This window comes from Vibrio sp. D420a, from assembly GCF_030248625.1.
In the GTDB taxonomy this organism is placed as follows: domain Bacteria; phylum Pseudomonadota; class Gammaproteobacteria; order Enterobacterales; family Vibrionaceae; genus Vibrio; species Vibrio fortis_A.
In genome coordinates this window covers 1-4,301 of record NZ_JAHGAN010000089.1, presented here as the reverse complement: position 1 = coordinate 4,301, position 4,301 = coordinate 1, and the positions used below count along the sequence as shown (strand labels likewise).

The window sequence follows — 4,301 nt, the reverse complement described above, 5'->3', positions numbered from 1 at the left end:
ATTGAAGCAGCACGTGCAGGTGAATCAGGTCGCGGCTTTGCGGTTGTAGCAGATGAGGTTCGTACTCTAGCCCAGCGCACACAAGAGTCGACTACTGAGATCCGCAACATGATCGAACAACTTCAAGCAGGTGCAAGCTCAGTATCGAACGCGATGAACCAGAGCAAAGACACAGCAACTGATGCAGTAGAGCGCGCTCAAGAAGCGAACTCGGCACTTGATCGTATCCGTGATGCAATTCAACGCATCTCTGATATGAACATTCAAATCGCATCTGCGGCGGAAGAGCAGAGCCTAGTAGCGGAAGAGATCAACAACAACACTGTTAAGATCAAAGACCTATCTACTCAGGTATCAGAGTCTGCACAGCAAGCAAATGAAGCGATGCAAGTTCAAACAGACAATGTTCGTCAACAAGATGAGCTATTGAACAAATTCATCGTGTAACTTGCGTTAACGTGCAATGGTTTAATCACCGTTAGTTAATGAAAAAAACAAAGGCCGGTTTGATAATCAAACCGGCCTTTTTAATACAACTAATATACAGTCTGAGTGTTCAGTTACGCCGATTCATCCTCAGGGGTAGCAAGCAGCATCAAACAACTGTTGGCTTCCACTTTCAGCGTTAGCGTCTTTTCATCGCTCTCAAACACTTTACCTGAAAGCGTATCCGTCACAGAGCCACACCAAGTCAGATTGGCGGTTTTACTGCGCTTAGACTTGTTAATCACCACAATGCCTTTATCGCCACGAACAAACACTAGTAGGTCATCATTCGCTTCAACGACACGCATTGTTTCTCCGTGCGTGCAGTTGTGGAACTGAATCATGCCGCGCATATATGGCGCTTTCCAATCGTTAAGCCAACGAGGCTGACCATCACGGTCTTTAATGCCACTGGTATCGAGCTCGCTGTAAATCAGAGGTACACCGCCATCACGTCCTAAGATGAAAGCAGTAGCCAACTTCTCAGCGTCTTCATCCATCATGTACTCAAGGAACACATCGTTATTTGGGATATCGTGTGTCACTGCAAAGGTAATCGCGCGCGTGTTTGAGAGTGCTTGTCCAAAACAGTATGGGTTAATCAACGACTTAAAGCTTCCCTTCTTATCAAACGCCTTAAAGATGGTATTGAACAACGGGAAATCATAAGCGCCTAAACGAGTGTGCTTAAGGTATGGCTCCAGAAACAGCTCGTACTCTTCTTCTGTTGCACCACCATCGGTAATGATCTCGCCGAAAATATGCATTTGCTCGCAAATATCGTCCGTCCATACCTTACGTAGGTGAGCTAACGTCATGTGCTTAGCGGCATCGATACGGAAGCCTTTCACACCCATGGCTTTCAATGCCTTCAAGTAGCTACGCTGTTGCTCAACAACATTTTCATTGTCTAACAGAGTTGGTAAACCCGGATCGGTAGGGCCACCAGTAATACGACCATTCTGCACTTCCCACTTATCACGCCAGTTCTTAATGCCGAACGCTTCCACAAAGTCATTCTCATCAAATAGTGGCTGTGACAAATCACCGAACAGGCGAATCGATTCGTAATATTCAGGGTCTTGTTGGTAATCGTTGCGATCGCTTTGATTTGGGTACGTCAAGTCACTACGAATACTCGACTCATTCGCCATATGGTTAAACACCACGTCAACGTAGGTTCTTAGACCATGCTGTCTTAAGGTATCGACCATTGCAGCAAAGTCTTGGGTGTCACCCAACTGGTTGTCGATGACACGATAATCTTGGGGTTGGTAGCGCTGCCACCATTGGGTTGGTTTCTGTTGTGGTTTGTTCTTGTCACTACGTAGCGACTTCATTGCTGGTGAAACCAATACCGATTTGTAGCCTAATTCTTGAATCAGTGCAGCGCTATCCGCAATGTCTGCATAACGCCAATCGAAGGCGTGTAAAATAACATCCGTGGCTGGTTGGTTTAACATTGCTGAACTCTCCATGTGGTTCTCCTACCAAACTCAGTCGCAACCTTAAACTACAGAGTAAAAGACGAAGGTTGCAGATAAATTCTCTCTAAGAATGGCGTTCATTATATTGCTATGCCTAAGTTTTCCATCCTCCTACCTAGCAAGGGCTTAGGGGGATAAAACAGGGCGTAGCCTAAAATATCGCACAACATTTGGGATGAAGAACTCCGCCATATTTGAGTAAAACTGGCTTCAGGTACCAAAAAAGGAGCGTATTTACGCTCCTTTATATTCCATTACATGCTTAATGACTAGGTACGGTACAGTACTTTGACTACATGCCAGCCAAACTTAGTTTTCACTAAGTGAGGTACCAATGTTTCTCCGGTAAAGCACACTTTATCGAACTGAGGCACCATTTGGCCCTTTTTGAACTCACCTAAGTCGCCGCCTTTTTTGCCTGATGGGCAGGTTGAATACTTCTTAGCAAGAGTCTGAAATTTAGCACCTTTTTTCAGTTGCTTAATGATGTCTTCTGCCTGTTCTTTATGCTTCACTAAAATATGAAGCGCTGCTGCGGTTCTTGCCATGATCTTTCTCATTGTGTTGCGATGCGGTGATTTTAACTCAAGACTGACCAATCTTCACTCCATTAAGCTCGGCTAAGCCCAAAACAACGGTAAAATTGATTAAGTCCCTTGCCGCAGTGCGTGATTCCATTTACATTGTTTTTTATAAATAAAAAAACAACGACGAAATCAGGTGACAACAATGGCGAAAACGATCAGTAAGGCGAGCCAGTCTCAGGGGATGCTTATGTTTAAGCTATCTTTGACTCAGAGTTTTGCAATCGGCACGTTGAAAGTAAGAGAGATCGTTCCCTTTCAGCCAATGACTCAACTGCCCTACTCGCACCACCATGTCATCGGCACAGTCACCATTCGTGACTTGACCGTTCCTGTCATTGATATGTCGGCGGCTGTGGGCTTCCGTCCAATCTCACCGCAAGAGTACCAAAGCTGTGTTTTGATCGTCACAGACTGCTTGAGAACTGTTGTTGCATTCTTAGTCCGTTCTATCGATAAAATCATCGAGTGTGATTGGCGCAGCATCGAATCACCACCATCAAGTGTTGGTCAAAATGTATTTGTGACTGGTATTACACGCTATGAAGATCGCATCGTACAGATGCTGGATGTCGAGCTACTGCTATCCAAAATCTACCCAGAATATGAGAATGCTCAGATCCCAATGTTGACCGACGTCGAACGCGAGCGACTCAAAGCTCTGAACATTCTTTTGGTTGATGACTCACTCATCGCCAGAAAACAGCTCTCTGATGCTCTCGATAGTATCAATATTCCTTATAGCATCTGTAACAACGGTATGGACGCGCTGAAAATGATGCGTGAGCAAGCGCAACGCGGGCAAGCGATCGACCTTCTGGTGAGTGATATTGAGATGCCAGGATTAGATGGTTATGAACTAGCCTTTGAAGTGCAAAATGATGATTCGCTGCGTCATGCTTACTGCATCTTACATACCTCATTATCAAGTGAAATCTGTGTTGATAGAGCTCAGCAGGTAGGTGCACACGAAGCACTAGAAAAGTTTAATGCCGGTGAGCTGATAGAAGCGATGCTTAAAGGCGCAAAATCATTAGAAAATACACCTAAAAAGCAGCAAATTACGATTTAACGGTGAGAATCAGCTCACCGCTATCTTGAGCTTTATTTCTTCGGCATTGGGTAGCTTTTACTCACAAATTCTACCTCTTCCACACCTTCGATAAAATTGGTTAGCGACGCCAATGCATACAGAGTGTTGGCGACTAAGTTGGCGTATTTGAACAAGATATCAGCAGGTGATTTTTTACCGCTATGTTCGATCGCCACCAGTGCTCTTACCACTTTCTTTGCTTGGCAACGCGCTAGGTGCAACTCACTGGCTACTCGACAACCTCCCGGCAATACAAAGCCTGAGAAACCGCCCTCTAAGCGTTCACGTATCGCATGATAATCGGTTTTAAGTTCACTCAACTCTAACTCAGTGATCGCCAGCTTTCCTCGAACCGAACCATTCAAGTGATAAACATTCGGCTGCAGGCGAGTTAATACGTCACGTACTTGTGGTTCAAGATCCATGGTAAGAACTAAGCCTATACGACAACAAAGCTCATCGGAAAGGATCTCAAAGTCGCACGCTGGACTCTCTTCGTAAATAAACGGATAACAGAACTCATCCCAATCTCGGCTTACTGGTTTCACTTAATGCTCCTAATAGGTATCTCGCGCACACTATTAGATAATACCTTGGCAAAAGCAAACATAAACCCAACCTTAGGCGCATAAAAAAAGGTTCATTGCGGCT

At 44.9% G+C, this 4,301-nt stretch carries 5 protein-coding genes; 2 read left to right on the top strand and 3 right to left on the bottom strand.

What is annotated here, in order from left to right:
* The coding region (locus KI743_RS24360; RefSeq protein ID WP_285468570.1) for a methyl-accepting chemotaxis protein at positions 1–447 on the top strand (447 nt) is incomplete at its 5' end.
* Between the two features lie 113 nt (positions 448–560).
* Here the strand turns inward: KI743_RS24360 and KI743_RS24355 are convergent.
* Together KI743_RS24355 and ppiC are read right to left on the bottom strand one after the other, a co-directional pair.
* Positions 561–1,964, bottom strand: coding sequence for an alpha-amylase family glycosyl hydrolase (locus KI743_RS24355; protein ID WP_152469825.1), 1,404 nt, complete (start codon positions 1,962–1,964; stop codon positions 561–563).
* A 278-nt stretch (positions 1,965–2,242) separates the two neighbouring features.
* A complete protein-coding gene (gene ppiC / locus KI743_RS24350) occupies positions 2,243–2,521 on the bottom strand; it encodes a peptidylprolyl isomerase PpiC (RefSeq protein WP_032550441.1) in 279 nt (92 codons plus the stop codon).
* 181 nt (positions 2,522–2,702) lie between these two features.
* Here ppiC and KI743_RS24345 point away from each other — a divergent pair, with 181 nt between their 5' ends.
* Complete coding sequence (locus KI743_RS24345; protein WP_150896718.1) at positions 2,703–3,629, top strand: chemotaxis protein; 927 nt, start codon at positions 2,703–2,705, stop codon at positions 3,627–3,629.
* A gap of 32 nt (positions 3,630–3,661) precedes the next feature.
* Here the strand turns inward: KI743_RS24345 and KI743_RS24340 are convergent, their stop codons facing one another.
* On the bottom strand, positions 3,662–4,198 hold the full coding sequence (locus KI743_RS24340; RefSeq protein ID WP_285468569.1) for an ATP:cob(I)alamin adenosyltransferase: 537 nt from the start codon (positions 4,196–4,198) through the stop codon (positions 3,662–3,664).
* Positions 4,199–4,301 lie beyond the last annotated feature (103 nt).

Bases quoted from the DNA above. Each gene is read 5' to 3' on its own strand.
- KI743_RS24355 (WP_152469825.1), bottom strand. From the start codon at position 1,964: ATGGAGAGTTCAGCAATGTTAAACCAACCAGCCACGGATGTTATTTTA.
- ppiC (WP_032550441.1), bottom strand. From the start codon at position 2,521: ATGGCAAGAACCGCAGCAGCGCTTCATATTTTAGTGAAGCATAAAGAA.
- KI743_RS24345 (WP_150896718.1), top strand. From the start codon at position 2,703: ATGGCGAAAACGATCAGTAAGGCGAGCCAGTCTCAGGGGATGCTTATG.